Here is a 15,979-nt window from a genome sequence, read left to right on the forward strand (position 1 = left end):
TATTATTTTTTAACAAAAACGCTTTTTTTCTCTGAGTCTAACCCCCAATTGAGTCCCAAAAATGAAATAAGGTTATCTCTATCTCCATAGTTTTTACCAAATGAAGCATTAATATATATTTTATCTGAAACTTTATATGCTAACAACCCACTTGCTCTAAAGGTTTTTTCTAAATCGTTTACCCTATATATGTATTCACAGGAAACTGAAAATCTATTATAAACAAATTCGGCCTTCCCTCCAAAATCAAAACTTTTAGACTTAACAAACATTTGGTAATCATCCATATTGGTTCCATCTTCTAAATATCTAACAATACCATAAAAATTTAGGCTTTTGGTAACATCCGGAAGTTCTTTTTTCGTAAAATCAAACCCAGTATTGAGGGTGATCCAAAAACCAAGTTTCCCGAAATGGTTATTAGAAAACTTATTATCTGAAAAAAAAGTACTGTATCCTCCTGCGAAATCCAATGACAAAAGCGGCGGTGCTTCTAATAAATTTCTATAATAATGTCCGTCACTTTGAGTTATATATTTATTTTTTTTTATAAAAGCGTTCAGTCTATTTTCCAGTATTTTCTCACATGAATCCAGTTCAATATTATTTTTCATACATGAATCTAATATTCTTGTTCTTTCTTTTTTATACTCTTCCGAATTTTTAACGTCCTCAAGAATTTTATCCAATAGTTTTATCACTTTTTTGTTTTGAGCAATTATATCTTCTTTATTCTTTTTTGTTCGGATTTTGATGAGTGTACCTCTTGCACTGAAAGCAAAAGCAGGGTTTTTCATCTCATCATCTGCCCCAAGAGATAAATCTCTTACAAAACCAAGGGATAACGATGCTTTTTTTACTTCACTAAAAATATTTTGCTTATCACCTTTTCCAATTCCTGCAAATTTCAAAGCTGTCATATTTTTGAATGGTAATAGCCAAAAAGGAGTCACTTCAAACGCATAATTTTCAGGAATTCCTTCATTTTTTTTAAATGAATTAATGATATTAAAAACAATTGCTTTTTTCGATTTAGGTGTCTCAAGTTCTGAGGGTGAAATTCCCAATAAAATAACTGAAGGCGCTGTTGAAATCTGTAATTCTTTCAAATCAATTTCCCCACTTATCTTCTCTTGTGCAATAAAATATAGTGGCACAAAGAAAAACATTAATAACAAATATTTTTTCATGATACTATTTATTTAATTCGGATTAGTTTAACGGCTCCTATTCTATCATCTATTAGGTCTGCACTTGTTTTATTCTTAAATGGTTTCGTAGGACCCATCACAGAAATCAAACGATAGGTAATCTGGCTCTGCTGCATTGCATTATCTACATTCGCCTCCGGAATATTTTCAAAAGAAAAAATATGTTCTATCACAACAATCTTATTTTTAAGCTGGTTAAACTTTCCCAACAATACTCTTTCTTCATATTTAAAAGAAGGATTATTATCAATAGTCACTAATGTGCTACAGTTTCCTGTTGATGAAACATGTATTTCAAGATAAACATCATAGTTTGAATCTAAATCTAATTGTAATGTTTTTGATGATTTTAAAGTTTTCATAATTCTTATTTTATAATTTAATTACTCAAATTTCTCATTAAATGGAAAGTATGTCAATTACACAAAAGGGTGATTACAACACGAGCGGCATCATTGAATAATGATGCCGCTCGTGTTTCCGATTTCTATAAATTATATTTCTATCTTAAAATGTAAAGTGGTTCCTATGTCTGAAGAGGAAATTATACATTCTCCGTTTTGTTCCTGCATTCTGCGCTTCATATTACGAAGTCCGTTTCCTTCTGATTGATTATTAATACCTATCCCGTCATCCGAGATTTCCATACTGAATTCTTTCCCGTTACATAAAAACAGAATTTCTATTTTATTTGCTTGGCTGTGTTTATATGCGTTATTTAAAGCTTCTTTCAAGCATAAAAACATATTTCGTCTTAAGTCTGTAGAAATTGGAACATCTGCGTCAATTCCTTCTCCAATTTTAACTAAAAGTTGAATTTTACTTTTCTTTAAAAAACTTTCTGAATAGATTTTAGCATAATCAATAAAGTTTCCTAATGTATCGTTTCCTGAATTTAAGCTCCACAACATTTCACGCATGGAAAGATTCATTTCTTCTGATATTTTCATAAGTTCATCAATATCATTTTTCAAGTCTTTATCTTCGGATTTTTGTTTTAAAAATTCAGCCTGAAGTTTTAATGCAGAAATCCCGGCACCCAAATCATCATGCATATCATGAGATATACGTTCTCTTTCTTTTTCAATCAGTTTTTGTTTTTCAAGCTCTTTTTGGAGAAGCTGATTTTGATATTCAGTTTCTTTAAGCTGTTTTTCTTTTATATAAAGAAGCTGTCTCTTATTATACATTAACACAACAAAAACAATGAAACAGACAAAAAGCATCATTATTGAAATGGCGACTATGTAAGCCAATTTTATGTCATCCTGAATATGAGTCATAATCTTATTTGTTTTTCATGTTTTATTAAAGAGATATAAAACATAACATACATTCCTATATTGATAATATTCTGTCCTACTTTTAAAAATTGGAGAAATTCTTTGTCATTTTTAGCAAAGAAAAACATTGGAGTAACTCTAAAAAGAAAAAAACAACTCCACATCAACAGAGCCGTAGATATCCAAAAAACGGGATCATCAGTGATTTTGTGTTCATCAAAAAAAGATATTTTCTGGTAAAACCAAAGTAATGAGATAATTATATAAAACAGTGTAATTAATATACCTATCCGCTTATCAAAGTTATTATCAAAAAAATTAGTAAAAATAAAAATATATCCTAGCGACAGAATAGCTAAGAATAAAGAAATCTTCCGTAAAAACTTTTTAAAAATTTGGGAATAATATATATATATAAAAACTACACAAAATATGAAATAAATATTGTACTGGAGACCTACTTTCACATCAGGGTTTAACCGATCTCTAACAAATGCGACACATTCGTTTATAAAAGTGATTAGAAGATATATAAATATATAGTTTTGGGCAGAAAAGTAATATCTTCTACCCAAATAAAATGATTTTATTAAAGGAAATAACAATACTATTTTGTAAATGATTCCTATTAACATAAGATTTTATGGTTTTAAATCTCCGGCATCATAGTAAAAATCAACAATATCATTCGGCAGACTTGCTCTTGTTGTTCCTTTATCAAAATTAGTTTTTACCGCAAATGACACTCTTGACTCTCTATTTCTGAGATAATCTATTTTAGTTCCGTCCTTTCTTGTAAAATCTTTAAAACGAATATAATCAAACTGTAAGCTAAGAATTTTATACCCCGTAAAACCTTCGATTGCTTTTGTAACCTTTAAATAATTATTTATATCGTCAACTTTGTAAAGAATCATATCACATGGATCATTTTTACTCACAGTATCAACTAATACACTTTTGAAAGCATCAAATTCTTTCTTTTGATTTTCAAACTCACCAGATTTCAACACAAAACGACCTCCAGACTGAACATAAAGAATATCATTCTCATAGTCTAAATTTTCGTTATCTGACATCGCCAATCCTAAGTTTAAAAACTTGTTATTGTCTAAAAGGAAAAAAAACTTTGCATATTTTTTCTTGTCTATATTCACAATTTTCTCAAAATCATAATAATCTAAGGTAATACCCGGTTCAGCATTAAGCTCAAGCTCTTTAAAACCATTTTGCCCATTTTCAACTTCTTCATCAGTAATTCTATTCAAAAATTCTATATGAAAATTTCCTTTTGTTGTTTCTATTTTACTTTTAGTATAATCTGGCGGAGTTTCTTTATTATTCTTATTACAGCTTATAACTGCTAAAAATAAGATGAGTAGGTACCCTAATGGTTGTTTTTCAAAAATTGTTTTCATGACTGGTTAATTTTTTAAGTGGTTAAATTTATTTATTGCCTCTACTTTATTACTAACTTGAAGCTTTCGGTAGATATTTCCTATATGTTTTTTTACCGTATCAATACTTATGAATTTTTTGTCTGCAATTTCTTTGTACAAGAAACCTTGAGAAAGTAACTCAAGGACTTCTTTCTCTCGCTCTGTTAATTCATTAAGGTCTTTTAATTCTGGTAATTGTCTTTCAAAATGATTCAGAACACGTCTCGCAATAGAAAAACTCATCGGTGCTCCGCCATTATGTGCATCGCGAATTGCTCCTAATATTTTCTCCATACTTTCCCCTTTAATGAGATATCCAATTGCACCTGCTTTTAAAGAATTAAAGATTTTTTCATCGTCTTCAAAACTCGTACACATGACGAATTGGGTATTGGGTATTTCTTTACGCAATCTTTCAATAACTTCAATCCCGAGCATATCCTGCAACTGAATATCCATCATTACAACATCCGGAGAATAATCTGGTAATTTTTCTAAAGCACTATTTCCATCAAAAAACTGAGCAACTACTTTCATATCATCCTGATAATCGATAACCTTCTTCAACGTATTGTTGTAGTTTTTCTCATCTTCTACTATGGCTATGGAAATACTCATGTTTGCATCTTTGTACAGTACAAATTTGGATAGAAAACAAAACAAAATCAATTACACTTTTGTGTAATATTAAAGTTTGAGTTTCCGTATATTAGCTTAGTTTTTTATTGTATTAAAATTAGTTAAAATTTTAATACATCCGAATAATTATTAAAATCGTTACATTAAAAATTAAGCATTATGAAAAAATGTTTCTTCATCGGGTTTTCATTAATTTCATTAGTATTGATAAATTGTAAAAAAAATGAAGGAGGGAATAAAAATATATTGAAATCTGACAGTTCCGGAATAGTATTGGCAGACAACGGAAAAGTAGATTCCACTATTCATTATGAAACGGATGTCAACGGAAAAAAATATATAAAAACCGATTATGTTTATAAAGCTACAGATGGAACTTTGGTAAAAGTAGTTTTCAATTACGAAGAAAAAACAATGAGTGTTAAAAGCAACAACAAAACTTTTATTTTAGATAAAGTAGAATCTAAAGGACATGAAACCATTTATGAAAAAATGGATATGAAAGCAACTGTAAAAGGTGACAGCCTGATTTTAGACCAAGGAAACAATATTATTGAACTTGTAAAAACAAAAATCTAAATAATAAAAAACCGTTCAGAAATCTGAACGGTTTTATTTATATCTGAATGAATGTTATTCTTCAGTTTTTTCCTCTGCAGAATCAGCAGCTTCAGCCTTAGGCTCTTCTACTTTTTCTTCTACTTTTGGAGCTTCAGCAACTACAGCTTCTTTTTTAGCACCTGTAGATCTTCTGCTTCTTCTTGTAGCTTTTTTCTCTTCAGCATTAGGATTGTAAAGCTCGTTGAAATCAACTAGCTCAATAAGAGCAGTATCAGCAGCATCACCTGGTCTGAAACCTGTTTTGATGATTCTTGTATAACCACCGTTTCTTTCAGCGATTTTAGGAGCTACAGTTCTGAATAACTCAGTAACAGCCTCCTTATTTTGAAGATATGAAAAAACAATTCTTCTATTGTGTGTAGTATCTTCTTTTGCTTTTGTTAATAGAGGTTCAACATATACTCTTAAAGCTTTCGCTTTAGCAACAGTAGTGTTGATTCTTTTATGCTCAATTAGAGAACAAGCCATATTAGAAAGTAAAGCACTTCTGTGAGAAGCTGTTCTTCCTAAGTGATTGAATTTTTTACCGTGTCTCATTATTAATTATTTATCAGCGTCTAACTTATATTTTGCAACGTCGAAACCGAAGTTAAGACCTTTTGAATGCACTAATTCTTCTAGTTCTGTCAAAGATTTTTTACCAAAATTTCTGAATTTCATCAAATCAGACTTACTGTAAGAAACCAATTCTCCAAGAGTTTCTACTTCAGCAGCTTTTAGACAGTTAAGGGCTCTTACAGAAAGATCCATATCTGCTAATTTAGACTTAAGAAGTTGTCTTGTATGAAGAGTTTCTTCATCATATTGGATAGACGCTTTTACAGCTTCAGTTTCAAGAGTGATTCTCTCATCAGAGAACAACATGAAGTGATAAATTAATATCTTAGAAGCTTCTGTTAAAGCATTTTGAGGACTGATGGAACCATCAGTTTCTATATCTAATACAAGTTTTTCGTAGTCTGTTTTTTGCTCTACACGATAATTTTCAATGCTATACTGTACTTTCTTGATTGGCGTGAAAATAGAGTCAATAGCAATTGTACCTACAGGTGCATTGTTTGACTTATTTTGTTCTGAAGGAACATATCCTCTACCTTTTTCAATATTGAAAGTAATCTCGAAAGTTACATCACTGTTTAGGTTGCAAATCACTAAATCCGGGTTTAGAACCTCAAATCCGTTGATAGACTTACCTAAATCTCCAGCAGTAATTACCGTTTGACCTGAAACTTTAGCAACTACCTGCTCATTAGCTTGGTTTTCTGCCGTAGCTTTTAATCTCACCTGTTTAAGGTTAAGAATAATTTCGGTAACGTCTTCGATTACACCTGGAATAGTTGAAAATTCGTGCTCTACACCTTCTATTTTGATAGATGAAATAGCGTATCCTTCCAGAGAAGAAAGCAACACTCTTCTCAAAGCATTACCGATTGTAAGCCCGAAACCTGGTTCTAGTGGTCTGAATTCAAATTGACCTCTAAATTCATCAGAGTTAAGTAAAATTACTTTATCGGGTTTTATGAATTGTAAAATTGCCATATTATTGGGTTGAGCAAAAATTTGATTAAAAAATTATTTAGAGTAAAGTTCGACGATAAGCTGTTCCTTGATGTCTTCCGGAATTTGGATTCTCTCAGGAGCAGAAACGAAAGTACCTTCTTTCTTCTCATCGTTGAATTGTAACCACTCATAATTTGACTTAGAAGCTAATGCATTTGTAACAACTTCTAGAGATTTTGACTTTTCTCTTACTGCGATTACATCACCAGCTTTTACCAAATAAGAAGGAATATTAAGAATCTCACCATTCACAGTAATGTGTCTGTGAGAAACTAATTGTCTAGCAGCAGATCTAGTTTTAGCAAAACCTAATCTGTAAACTACGTTATCCAATCTAGATTCGCAAAGTTGTAATAGAACTTCACCAGTTACACCTTTACTTCTGTGTGCTTTATCAAATAAGTTAGCAAATTGTCTTTCTAAAATACCATAAGTATATTTAGCTTTTTGCTTTTCAGCTAACTGAACTGCATATTCAGATTTTTTAGCACCTCTTCTTTTATTAGGACCGTGTTGTCCTGGCGGTTGGTTTTTTCTCTTTTCGAAGTTTTTGTCATCTCCGTAGATTGCAGCACCAAACTTTCTAGCAATCTTAGTTTTAGGTCCAATATATCTTGCCATAATGGGTAAATTCTAAAAATTAAACTCTTCTTCTTTTTGGTGGTCTACATCCATTGTGTGGCATAGGAGTCACATCAATGATTTCGCTAACTTCAATTCCTGAATTGTGAATAGATCTGATTGCAGATTCTCTACCTGCACCAGGTCCTTTTACAAACACCTTTACTCTTCTTAATCCAGCTTCATGAGCTACAGCAGAGCAATTTTCAGCTGCCATCTGAGCAGCAAATGGAGTATTCTTTTTAGAACCTCTGAATCCCATTTTACCGGCAGAAGCCCAAGAGATAACCTCTCCGTTTTTATTTGTTAAAGAAATGATGATGTTATTGAAAGAAGCTTGAATGTGTGCTTCACCAATAGCTTCAACTTTTACTTTTCTTTTTTTAACTACTTTAGTTTGTTTTGCCATAATTCCTAACGATTATTTACTAGCTTTTTTCTTGTTAGCAACAGTTTTTCTCTTTCCTTTACGGGTTCTAGAGTTGTTTTTCGTTCTCTGGCCTCTTAAAGGTAGTCCTAGTCTGTGACGTATTCCTCGTTGGCATCCTATGTCCATTAATCTCTTAATGTTCAATTGCACTTCAGATCTAAGTTCCCCTTCTACTTTTACGTTTTCAGAGATATAAGTTCTGATGGCAGCCAATTCATCGTCATTCCATTCGTTGACTTTCTTGTCTTCGCTGATACCGGCAGCTTTAAGGATTTCTGAAGAAGTACTTCTTCCGATTCCGTAGATGTAAGTTAAACCGATAACGCCTCTTTTGTTTTTTGGTAAATCAATACCTGAAATTCTCGCCATAATTTAATTTTAGCCTTGTCTTTGTTTAAATTTTGGGTTCTTCTTGTTGATTACAAATAGTACACCTTTTCTGCGTACGATTTTGCAATCAGCACTTCTTTTTTTAATTGATGCTCTAACTTTCATTTGAAATATTTATTTTTTTTACTTACAAATGGAATCTTACGATTTCATTTTGATAGTATTTATTTTTCAACAATAGCCAAATGGAACATTTATTCCATTTGGCGTTTGTTTAATATCTAAATGTAATTCTCCCTTTTGTTAAATCATAAGGAGACATTTCTAATTTTACCTTATCTCCAGGTAAAAGTTTAATATAATGCATTCTCATTTTACCAGAAATATGAGCAATAAGTACATGCCCATTTTCTAGCTCTACACGGAACTGGGCGTTCGAAAGAGCTTCCGTTATAACGCCGTCTTGTTCAATATGTTTTTGTTTTGCCATAAATTAATATCCAGTCGTTCTTGATAATTTAGACTGCATTAAGCCATCATAATGATGATTCAGCAGATAAGTATTAATCTGTTGAACAGTATCTAAAATTACTCCAACCATAATCAATAATGATGTTCCCCCGAAAAATAAGGCGAACGCATCTGTCTGAACAAAGCTTCCATGCACAATCGCTGGAAGGACTGCAAAGATAGATAAAAAAATTGCACCTGGCAAGGTAATTTTTGATAAAATATCATCTAAATAATCAGCTGTCTCTTTTCCTGGTCTTACTTTGGGTACTAAACCACCATTTCTCTTCAAATCATCAGCCATTTGGTTTACCGGAATTGTAATTGCAGTATAGAAAAACGAGAAGATAATAATTAATAGCGCAAACAATACATTGTATTGCCAGCTAAAAACATTCTTGAAACCTGCAAGAAAAGTATTAGACTCATCAAATTTAGTTAATAATCCTGGTACGAACATCAATGCCTGAGCAAAGATAATCGGCATTACACCAGCAGCATTAACTTTTAATGGAATCCACTGTCTTGCACCTTGCATAAGATTTCTGTTTACACCTCCTCTTGCCTGAGCTCTGCTTACATACTGAATAGGAATTTTTCTAACAGCAACAGATAACACTACTGCCAATAGAACCACCAACATCCAGAAAATCACTTCAATTAGGATCATGATAGATCCCATTCCTCCTTTACCGTTCTGCACGGCCATTTCCTGTACAAATGCTTCTGGTAATCTAGATAAGATACCAACCATAATAAGGATAGAAATACCATTTCCGATTCCTTTGTCGGTAATCTTTTCACCTAGCCACATTGCAAATACGGAACCAGCAACCAAGATTACAATACTTGGCAACCAGAACATAATAGAATTTGGCTCTACATAATATGCAGATTGGAATTGAGCATATGGTAAGAACAATTGAGTAATAGAAGTTAAATAAGAAGGTGCTTGTACTAGACAAACTCCGATAGTTAACCATCTTGTAATTTGGTTCAATGTATTTCTACCTGACTCTCCATCTTTCTGAAGTTTCTGAAGATAAGGAATAGCCATTCCCATCAACTGAACAATAATAGAAGCAGAAATATAAGGCATGATACCTAACGCCATTACGGAAGCGTGGCTGAAAGCTCCCCCCGTAAACGACGAAAGCAAGCCAAGGAGACCTGCTCCTTGCTTGTTACCGCCTTGATTTTTATAATGCTCTAAGAGATCTCCTACTTCCGCAAGATTAATTGCCGGTAAAGAGATATAAGATGCGAATCTATACACAAGGATAATACTTAAAGTAAATAGAATCTTGTCTCTAAGCTCCTTTAAGCTCCAAATATTTTTAAGTGTTTGTATAAATTCTTTCATTAGTAAGTATTATAAGGTAATTGCTTTTCCACCTGCTTTAGAGATAAGCTCTTCAGCAGATTTAGTGAACTTGTCAGCAGAGATTGAAACCGCAGATTTCAATTCTCCTCTACCCATAATTTTCACTAATTCGTTTTTAGAAGCTAAACCGTTTGCTACCAAAACTTCTTTTGTAATATCTCCAGTGATAGATTTATTCTCGATTAAAGTTTGGATAGAATCTAAATTAATAGCTCTAAACTCTTTTCTGTTTACGTTTTTGAATCCGAATTTCGGTAATCTTCTTTGTAAAGGCATCTGACCTCCTTCAAAACCGATTTTCTGAGAATAACCAGCTCTTGCTTTCTGTCCTTTGTGTCCTTTTGTAGAAGTACCACCTTTTCCGCTACCTTGTCCTCTACCAATTCTTTTTGAATTGAAAGTAGATCCTGCAGCTGGTTGTATGTTGTTTAAATTCATTTTAAAATTATTTTAAAAATTATTTTTGAACTTCAAGTAAATGACTAACTGCAGCTATCATTCCTAAGATAGAAGGAGTAGCTTCGTGTTCTACAACTTGGTGAAGTTTCTTTAATCCTAATGCTTCAAGCGTTCTCTTTTGGGTTTTTGTTCTTCCAATAGCGCTTCTTACTTGTTTTACTTTAATTGTTGCCATTGTTTATATATTAACCGTTAAACACTTTACTTAGTGAAACTCCTCTCATTCTAGCAATTTCTTCAGGTCTTCTGATATCCAATAACGCTTTGAAAGTAGCTTTCACCACGTTGTGTGGGTTAGAAGATCCTTTAGATTTTGAAAGGATATCGTGAATACCAGCAGATTCTAGTACCGCTCTTACCGCACCTCCGGCGATAAGTCCTGTACCATGAGAAGCAGGTCTCAAGAAGATATCTGCACCACCGTATCTAGCAGTAGTTTGGTGAGGAATAGTGCGGTTCATTACAGGAACTTTTACAAGGTTTTTCTTAGCGTCTTCAACTGCTTTAGCAATTGCAGAAGCAACCTCTTTAGATTTTCCTAATCCGTAACCGATAACACCATCTTCGTTACCTACTACAACGATAGCAGAAAATCCGAAAGCTCTACCTCCTTTAGTTACTTTTGTTACTCTATTTACAGCTACGAGACGATCTTTTAATTCTAATCCTCCCGGTTTTACTCTTTCTATATTATCTAGTCCTAACATATTTTCCGAAATTTAATGATTAGAATTTAAGTCCACCTTCTCTCGCACCATCAGCTAGAGCCTTAACTCTTCCGTGATATACGAATCCGTTTCTATCAAATACAATATTTTCGATTCCTGCTGCGATAGCTTTAGTAGCGATAGCTTTACCAACAGCAACAGAAACTTCAGTTTTAGTACCTTTTGCATCAACACCTTTTTCTCTAGAAGAAGCTGATACTAAAGTTTTTCCACTTTTATCGTCGATTAACTGAGCGTAAATTTCCTTATTACTTTTATATACAGATAATCTTGGCAATTCAGAAGAACCAGAGATTTTTCCTCTTACTCTTCTTTTGATTCTTATTCTTTTTTCTAATTTACTTAATGCCATAATACTTATAATTTATTAAGCAGATTTACCAGCTTTACGTCTAACATTTTCACCAACGAATCTTACACCTTTTCCTTTGTATGGCTCAGGCTTTCTGAAAGAACGGATCTTTGCAGTAACCATTCCTAGAAGTTGCTTGTCATGAGACGTTAAAGTAATAATTGGGTTTTTACCTTTTTCAGTCAATGTATCAACTTTTACCTCGCTTGGAAGTTCTAAAACGATACCGTGAGAGAATCCTAAAGCCAACTCAAGTTTTTGACCTGCGTGAGAAGCTCTATATCCTACCCCTACTAATTCTAATTGCTTAGTGAATCCTTCTGAAACACCAACAACCATATTATTGATTAACGCTCTGTATAAACCGTGAAGCGCTTTGTGTTGCTTAGAATCAGATGGTCTGTTTACATTAAGTTCACCATCTTTTTGTTCTAAAGTAATTCCTGCTGTAAGCTCCTGAGATAGTTCTCCTTTAGCTCCTTTTACAGTTACTACACCATCTTTTTCAGTGATAGTAACACCTGCTGGAATTGTTATAATTGATTTACCAATTCTTGACATTTTCCTCTGATTAAAAATTAATAAACATAGCAGATTACTTCACCGCCTACTTTCTCTTCTCTAGCTTTCTTGTCAGTCATTACTCCTTTAGAAGTAGAGATGATAGAAATACCCAAACCGTTTAGTACTCTTGGAAGTTCCGCAGAACCTTTGTACTGTCTCAAACCTGGTCTTGAAGCTCTTTGGATAGACTTAATAGCAGGTTTGTTGGTTTGCTTATCATACTTTAAAGCGATTTTGATCGTACCTTGAACAGCGTTATCTTCAAACTTGTAGTTTAAGATATACCCTTGATCAAATAAGATCTTAGTAATCTCCTTTTTGATTTTCGATGCAGGAATTTCCACCACTTTGTGGCCTGCGCTTTGTGCGTTCCTTACTCTTGTTAGGAAATCTGAAATTGGATCTGTTACCATTTTTCTTTTATAAATTATTGGTTAAAGAACAATCAGTATTGTAAAGACTTGAAGAGTAAAATATCAGACTTCAGAAATCTTCAGTCTGATATTTTTTATCTTTAGTATCTAGACAACTTAATTGTCCCGATTTTAATTAGTAATTATTACCAACTAGCTTTTTTAACTCCCGGGATAAGACCGTTGTTCGCCATTTCTCTGAAAGTTACTCTGGAAATACCAAACGTTCTCATGTATCCTCTTGGTCTACCTGTTAGTTTACATCTGTTGTGTAATCTTACAGGAGAAGCATTTTTAGGCAATTTTTGAAGACCTTCGTAATCACCAGCTTCTTTAAGAGCTTGTCTTTTAGCAGCGTATTTAGCAACTAGTGCTTCTCTTTTGCGCTCACGCGCTTTCATTGATTCTTTAGCCATTTCTTAGTTCTTTTTAAATGGTAAACCGAAGTGAGTTAATAATGCTTTAGCTTCTTTATCTGTTTTCGCAGTAGTAACGAAAGTGATGTCCATCCCTTGGATTTTTTTCACTTTGTCGATTACGATCTCAGGGAAGATGATTTGCTCAGTGATACCTAAGTTATAGTTACCTCTACCATCAAATCCGTCAGCTTTAATACCAGAGAAATCTCTAATACGTGGTAAAGCAGAAGAAGTAAGTCTGTCTAAGAACTCATACATTTTATCAGCTCTTAAAGTTACTTTAGCTCCTACAGGCATTCCTTTTCTTAATTTGAAAGCAGCTTCGTCTTTCTTAGAAATTGTACCTACAGCCTTTTGACCAGTGATGTTCGTTAATTCTTCAACAGCATAATCAATGATTTTTTTGTCTGCAGTAGCATCTCCTAACCCTTGAGAAAGGATGATTTTTTCTAATCTAGGTACTTGCATTACTGATTTGTACCCGAATTCTTCCATCATTGCAGGAACAATCGTTTCTTTATATGCTTTTTTGGGTCTTGCTATATATTCCATGTGTTATTTAAAATTATAAAGTTTCACCCGTTTTTTTGTTGATTCTTACTTTCTTATCTCCTTCGATTTTGTAACCTACTTTGATAGCTTTTCCGTCTTTACCAACTAAAGCTACGTTTGAGATATGAATAGAAGCTTCTCTTTCAACGATTCCTCCTTGAGGATTTGAAGCTGAAGGCTTAACATGTTTTTTGATGATGTTAAGTCCTGCAACAACTACTCTAGGGTCTCTTCCTTCTTTTTTGATCACTTCAATAACTTCACCAGTTTTACCTTTGATATCTTTCTTACCAGTAGTAATGATTACGTTATCTCCTCTTTTTATTTTTAACTTTGACATTTTCTTTAAAAATTTTAAAAATTAAAGTACTTCAGGAGCTAATGAAATGATTTTCATATATTCTTTGTCTCTCAACTCACGAGCAACTGGTCCGAAAACACGAGTTCCTCTCATTTCTCCTGCTGCGTTTAGTAATACACAAGCATTGTCTTCGAATTTGATGTATGAACCATCTTTTCTTCTAACTGCTTTTTTAGTTCTTACCACTACAGCTTTAGATACCTGACCTTTCTTTGCGTTTCCTGATGGTGTAGAATCTTTGATAGTAACAACGATTTTATCACCAACTGAAGCATATCTTCTTCTGGTTCCTCCCAGAACTCTGATAACTAATACTTCTTTAGCACCTGTGTTATCAGCAACTTTTAATCTTGATTCTGTTTGTAACATTATTACTTAGCTTTTTCAATGATTCTTACTAATCTCCATCTCTTGTTTTTGCTCAAAGGTCTAGTTTCTTGGATAAGAACTGTATCACCTTCTGCGCATTCGTTGTTCTCGTCGTGTGCAGTATATTTTTTCGTTTTCAAAACGAATTTACCGTACATCGGGTGTTTTACTCTTGTAGTTTCACTAACAACAATAGTTTTTTCCATTTTATTGCTGGAAACCACTCCGATTCTTTCTTTTCTTAAATTTCTATCCATTGTAAAATGAAATTATTGTTTGTTAGTTAACTCAGTGTTTAGTCTAGCGATTGTTTTTCTCAAATCTCTGATTTGAATCGGGTTTTCAATTGGGCTGATTTTGTGAGCCAATTTCAATTTTGAATATTGAGCTTTAGCTTCAGCTAATTGGTTTTGAATATCTCCCGCGCTTAAATTTTTAATATCAGCTTTTTTCATTGTATTCAAAGATTATAGAGGTTTAACAAAATCGTTAGCAACTACAAATTTAGTAACTACTGGTAATTTTTGAGCTGCAAGTCTAAGTGCTTCTTTCGCTACTTCGTAAGGAACACCACCTACTTCAAACATAATTTTACCAGGTTTTACTACAGCTACCCAATATTCCACAGCACCTTTACCTTTACCCATACGTACTTCCGCTGGTTTTTTAGTAATTGGTTTATCTGGGAAAATTTTGATCCATAACTGACCTTCTCTCTTCATATATCTTGTAGCAGCGATACGTGCAGCCTCAATTTGTCTTGCTGTAATCCAAGCACCTTCTGTAGCCTTGATCCCGAAAGTTCCATAAGCAAGTTGATTACCTCTTTGAGCAATCCCCTTCATTTTCATCTTATGAACTCTACGGAATTTGGTTCTTTTTGGTTGTAACATAATTTCTAAATTTTAGATTTTAGATTTTAGATTTTTTATATTTTAAAAAAGTAACGGTAATTTAAAATTCAAAATTTCTAATCTAAAATTTTTAATTATTACTGTTATTATTGTTGTTTTTTCTAGGTCTTCTGTTGTCTCTGTCTCCTCCTCTGTTTCCTCTGTCTGACTGACCTCCTTTTTTCTGTTGTCCCACTAGAGGAGAAAGTTCTCTTTTACCGTAAACTTCACCTTTCATGATCCAAACTTTTACACCTAGCTTTCCGTACTGAGTTAATGCTTCACCAATGTGATAATCGATATCAGCTCTGAAAGTAGACAATGGAATTCTTCCTTCTTTGAAAGATTCGCTTCTTGCCATTTCAGCACCGTTCAATCTACCAGAGATTTGAACTTTGATACCTTCTGCACCCATTCTCATTGTACCAGCCATAGCCATCTTAACAGCTCTTCTGTAAGAGATTCTGTTTTCGATTTGCTTAGCGATGCTATCTGCAACTAATACTGCGTCTAGCTCAGGTCTTTTGATTTCGAAAATATTGATTTGAATATCCTTTTTAGTAAGTTTCTTCAATTCTTCTTTCAACTTATCAACTTCCTGACCACCTTTACCGATGATAAGTCCTGGTCTAGCTGTAGTAATAGTAACTGTTACTAATTTTAATGTTCTTTCAATATAAATTCTTGAAATTCCACCTTTAGATAATCTAGCTTCAAGGTATCTTCTGATTTTGTAGTCTTCAGCGATTCTGTCTCCATAATCGTTTCCGCCAAACCAGTTAGAATCCCATCCTCTGATGATACCTAATCTGTTACCAATTGGATTTGTCTTCTGTCCCAT

28 protein-coding genes are annotated in these 15,979 nt (G+C 33.2%); 1 reads left to right on the forward strand and 27 read right to left on the reverse strand.

The window, feature by feature from the left end:
* Positions 1-2: 2 nt before the first annotated feature.
* From OH806_RS12345 to OH806_RS12365, 5 genes are all read right to left on the reverse strand, one after another.
* Positions 3-1,190, reverse strand: coding sequence for a hypothetical protein (locus OH806_RS12345; RefSeq protein WP_264743995.1), 1,188 nt, complete (start codon positions 1,188-1,190; stop codon positions 3-5).
* A gap of 8 nt (positions 1,191-1,198) precedes the next feature.
* Positions 1,199-1,573, reverse strand: coding sequence for a hypothetical protein (locus OH806_RS12350; protein ID WP_264743996.1), 375 nt, complete (start codon positions 1,571-1,573; stop codon positions 1,199-1,201).
* 132 nt (positions 1,574-1,705) lie between these two features.
* Positions 1,706-2,494, reverse strand: a complete 789-nt coding sequence (locus OH806_RS12355; RefSeq protein ID WP_264743997.1) for a sensor histidine kinase — start codon at positions 2,492-2,494, stop codon at positions 1,706-1,708.
* Between the two features lie 641 nt (positions 2,495-3,135).
* Positions 3,136-3,912, reverse strand: a complete 777-nt coding sequence (locus tag OH806_RS12360; RefSeq protein ID WP_264743998.1) for a hypothetical protein — start codon at positions 3,910-3,912, stop codon at positions 3,136-3,138.
* A gap of 6 nt (positions 3,913-3,918) precedes the next feature.
* Positions 3,919-4,551, reverse strand: coding sequence for a response regulator (locus tag OH806_RS12365; protein ID WP_264743999.1), 633 nt, complete (start codon positions 4,549-4,551; stop codon positions 3,919-3,921).
* Positions 4,552-4,731: 180 nt separating this feature from the next.
* Between OH806_RS12365 and OH806_RS12370 the strand changes: the two genes are divergently transcribed.
* Positions 4,732-5,151 (forward strand): hypothetical protein, encoded by a 420-nt coding sequence (locus OH806_RS12370; RefSeq protein WP_264744000.1) that lies wholly within the window; start codon positions 4,732-4,734, stop codon positions 5,149-5,151.
* A gap of 54 nt (positions 5,152-5,205) precedes the next feature.
* On the opposite strand, the gene rplQ is transcribed toward OH806_RS12370, so the two are convergent.
* The 22 genes from rplQ to rpsC all read right to left on the reverse strand — a co-directional run bounded on the left by rplQ (position 5,206) and on the right by rpsC (position 15,979).
* Positions 5,206-5,730 carry a 50S ribosomal protein L17 gene (gene rplQ, locus OH806_RS12375; protein WP_264744001.1) on the reverse strand — a complete coding sequence of 175 codons (525 nt, stop codon included), beginning with the start codon at positions 5,728-5,730 and terminating at the stop codon, positions 5,206-5,208.
* 6 nt (positions 5,731-5,736) lie between these two features.
* Positions 5,737-6,732, reverse strand: a complete 996-nt coding sequence (locus OH806_RS12380; RefSeq protein ID WP_076444020.1) for a DNA-directed RNA polymerase subunit alpha — start codon at positions 6,730-6,732, stop codon at positions 5,737-5,739.
* Between the two features lie 33 nt (positions 6,733-6,765).
* Entirely contained in the window at positions 6,766-7,374 is a 609-nt protein-coding gene (gene rpsD, locus OH806_RS12385) for a 30S ribosomal protein S4 (RefSeq protein ID WP_264744002.1), read from the reverse strand.
* 19 nt (positions 7,375-7,393) lie between these two features.
* A complete protein-coding gene (rpsK, locus tag OH806_RS12390; RefSeq protein WP_002983263.1) occupies positions 7,394-7,783 on the reverse strand; it encodes a 30S ribosomal protein S11 in 390 nt (129 codons plus the stop codon).
* Between the two features lie 12 nt (positions 7,784-7,795).
* Positions 7,796-8,173 carry a 30S ribosomal protein S13 gene (gene rpsM / locus OH806_RS12395; protein WP_100377192.1) on the reverse strand — a complete coding sequence of 126 codons (378 nt, stop codon included), beginning with the start codon at positions 8,171-8,173 and terminating at the stop codon, positions 7,796-7,798.
* A 9-nt stretch (positions 8,174-8,182) separates the two neighbouring features.
* Positions 8,183-8,299: a 50S ribosomal protein L36 gene (gene rpmJ, locus OH806_RS12400; RefSeq protein WP_007839480.1), complete on the reverse strand. Its 117-nt coding sequence runs from the start codon at positions 8,297-8,299 to the stop codon at positions 8,183-8,185.
* A 109-nt stretch (positions 8,300-8,408) separates the two neighbouring features.
* A complete protein-coding gene (infA, locus tag OH806_RS12405; protein WP_055861802.1) occupies positions 8,409-8,624 on the reverse strand; it encodes a translation initiation factor IF-1 in 216 nt (71 codons plus the stop codon).
* Between the two features lie 3 nt (positions 8,625-8,627).
* Positions 8,628-10,007, reverse strand: coding sequence for a preprotein translocase subunit SecY (secY, locus tag OH806_RS12410; protein WP_264744003.1), 1,380 nt, complete (start codon positions 10,005-10,007; stop codon positions 8,628-8,630).
* Positions 10,008-10,016: 9 nt separating this feature from the next.
* Positions 10,017-10,466, reverse strand: a complete 450-nt coding sequence (gene rplO / locus OH806_RS12415) for a 50S ribosomal protein L15 (RefSeq protein ID WP_264744004.1) — start codon at positions 10,464-10,466, stop codon at positions 10,017-10,019.
* Positions 10,467-10,485: 19 nt separating this feature from the next.
* Positions 10,486-10,662 (reverse strand): 50S ribosomal protein L30, encoded by a 177-nt coding sequence (gene rpmD, locus OH806_RS12420; RefSeq protein ID WP_029297759.1) that lies wholly within the window; start codon positions 10,660-10,662, stop codon positions 10,486-10,488.
* A gap of 10 nt (positions 10,663-10,672) precedes the next feature.
* Entirely contained in the window at positions 10,673-11,194 is a 522-nt protein-coding gene (gene rpsE / locus OH806_RS12425) for a 30S ribosomal protein S5 (protein WP_264744005.1), read from the reverse strand.
* A 19-nt stretch (positions 11,195-11,213) separates the two neighbouring features.
* The gene (gene rplR / locus OH806_RS12430) at positions 11,214-11,567 is read right to left on the reverse strand and encodes a 50S ribosomal protein L18 (RefSeq protein ID WP_264744006.1); all 354 of its coding nucleotides are present in this window, start codon (positions 11,565-11,567) and stop codon (positions 11,214-11,216) included.
* A gap of 15 nt (positions 11,568-11,582) precedes the next feature.
* Positions 11,583-12,128 carry a 50S ribosomal protein L6 gene (gene rplF, locus OH806_RS12435; protein ID WP_264744007.1) on the reverse strand — a complete coding sequence of 182 codons (546 nt, stop codon included), beginning with the start codon at positions 12,126-12,128 and terminating at the stop codon, positions 11,583-11,585.
* A 17-nt stretch (positions 12,129-12,145) separates the two neighbouring features.
* A complete protein-coding gene (gene rpsH / locus OH806_RS12440; RefSeq protein ID WP_089745113.1) occupies positions 12,146-12,544 on the reverse strand; it encodes a 30S ribosomal protein S8 in 399 nt (132 codons plus the stop codon).
* A gap of 146 nt (positions 12,545-12,690) precedes the next feature.
* Positions 12,691-12,960, reverse strand: coding sequence for a 30S ribosomal protein S14 (rpsN, locus tag OH806_RS12445; protein ID WP_029297771.1), 270 nt, complete (start codon positions 12,958-12,960; stop codon positions 12,691-12,693).
* 3 nt (positions 12,961-12,963) lie between these two features.
* Positions 12,964-13,515, reverse strand: coding sequence for a 50S ribosomal protein L5 (rplE, locus tag OH806_RS12450; RefSeq protein WP_100377196.1), 552 nt, complete (start codon positions 13,513-13,515; stop codon positions 12,964-12,966).
* Positions 13,516-13,528: 13 nt separating this feature from the next.
* Positions 13,529-13,855, reverse strand: a complete 327-nt coding sequence (gene rplX / locus OH806_RS12455; protein WP_002983229.1) for a 50S ribosomal protein L24 — start codon at positions 13,853-13,855, stop codon at positions 13,529-13,531.
* A gap of 21 nt (positions 13,856-13,876) precedes the next feature.
* Positions 13,877-14,245, reverse strand: a complete 369-nt coding sequence (gene rplN, locus OH806_RS12460) for a 50S ribosomal protein L14 (protein ID WP_007839504.1) — start codon at positions 14,243-14,245, stop codon at positions 13,877-13,879.
* A 2-nt stretch (positions 14,246-14,247) separates the two neighbouring features.
* On the reverse strand, positions 14,248-14,502 hold the full coding sequence (rpsQ, locus tag OH806_RS12465) for a 30S ribosomal protein S17 (RefSeq protein ID WP_029297775.1): 255 nt from the start codon (positions 14,500-14,502) through the stop codon (positions 14,248-14,250).
* Between the two features lie 12 nt (positions 14,503-14,514).
* Positions 14,515-14,700 (reverse strand): 50S ribosomal protein L29, encoded by a 186-nt coding sequence (rpmC, locus tag OH806_RS12470; RefSeq protein WP_264744008.1) that lies wholly within the window; start codon positions 14,698-14,700, stop codon positions 14,515-14,517.
* Between the two features lie 12 nt (positions 14,701-14,712).
* Complete coding sequence (rplP, locus tag OH806_RS12475) at positions 14,713-15,138, reverse strand: 50S ribosomal protein L16 (protein WP_034713010.1); 426 nt, start codon at positions 15,136-15,138, stop codon at positions 14,713-14,715.
* 91 nt (positions 15,139-15,229) lie between these two features.
* On the reverse strand, positions 15,230-15,979 hold the full coding sequence (gene rpsC, locus OH806_RS12480) for a 30S ribosomal protein S3 (RefSeq protein WP_264744009.1): 750 nt from the start codon (positions 15,977-15,979) through the stop codon (positions 15,230-15,232).

This window comes from Chryseobacterium oryctis, assembly GCF_025971925.1.
Classification (GTDB): Bacteria; Bacteroidota; Bacteroidia; order Flavobacteriales; family Weeksellaceae; genus Chryseobacterium; species Chryseobacterium oryctis.